Annotated in this window: 1 protein-coding gene; it reads right to left on the reverse strand. The window is 49.5% G+C overall.

Annotated features, from left to right (window positions below):
• A partial coding sequence (locus HYD27_RS31690; protein ID WP_220101825.1) for a transposase occupies nucleotides 1-634 on the reverse strand: 634 nt, incomplete at its 3' end.
• Between the last annotated feature and the right edge of the window lie 261 nt (nucleotides 635-895).

Raw genomic sequence — 895 nt, forward strand, 5'->3', positions numbered from 1 at the left:
CATAGAAGTCTTCGCCGCCAAAGCCTTTGTCAAACCGGGCATACTTCACCTTCTGCTCTCCCAGCAGCTCGAAGGCTTGCTCCAAAAAAGGGCCGGCATGGGTGGAGGAATGAACATTCCCGGGTCGCAGCTGTGCATAGAGACTGGCTCGGGACTGGCCCTCAAAAGCCAATAAAGGATGGAGGCTTTGGCGTCCGGGTTTATGCGAGTTGACGCCTTTGGCCGCCTTCTCCTGATGGCCGTACACCGTCTCCACGGTAGAGTCCAAATCGAGAATAAGGCTGGAGGGAAGACAGGGGCGAATGAGGTCCAGATGAAGTTGTTGAAGGTTCCTTTTCAGGTTCGGCTTCGTTTTACTCAGACGGCCCAGTTCTTTGTAGAGTAGCGAGTGATGCGGACAACGCCCGCCAAGAAAACGTTGGATGAGCGAGTCCTGCTGCCACTTCCGAAAGTGAAAGAGCCGCTCTGCTCCCAAGCTCCAGCCCAGGATGAGGTAAAGCAAAATGCGGTACACGGGAAACAACGCATTCTTCGCTTTCGTGCCGGAAATCTGTTGTAGCGCAGAGCCAAGCTTAATTTTTTCGAGATACTCCAGGAAGATCTTGCGGCCTCCAACCGTCGTGGCGTGTGGCAATGAAAATTCGGTCTTGATTTTATGTGGGTATGGTAGACTTCACCTAAAAGGTGCTCCTCTCTTTGGGGGATGTTGTTCTCACAAACACCATTCTACCAAAGGTTTGAGCCCTTTTTTTGTTTTTTTATGAGAAGTTACTTTCGAAATTCAGGATAAATTCTTATCTTTCAAAATAACCCCACAAAGCGGGGCCTTGGCTTCGATGATTATTCATGTACTTTGCGGGGACCCCAAAACATATAAAATCTTATCTTTCAAGCA

Source organism: Paenibacillus sp. S150, from assembly GCF_019352175.1.
Lineage (GTDB): Bacteria > Bacillota > Bacilli > Paenibacillales > Paenibacillaceae > Paenibacillus_AQ.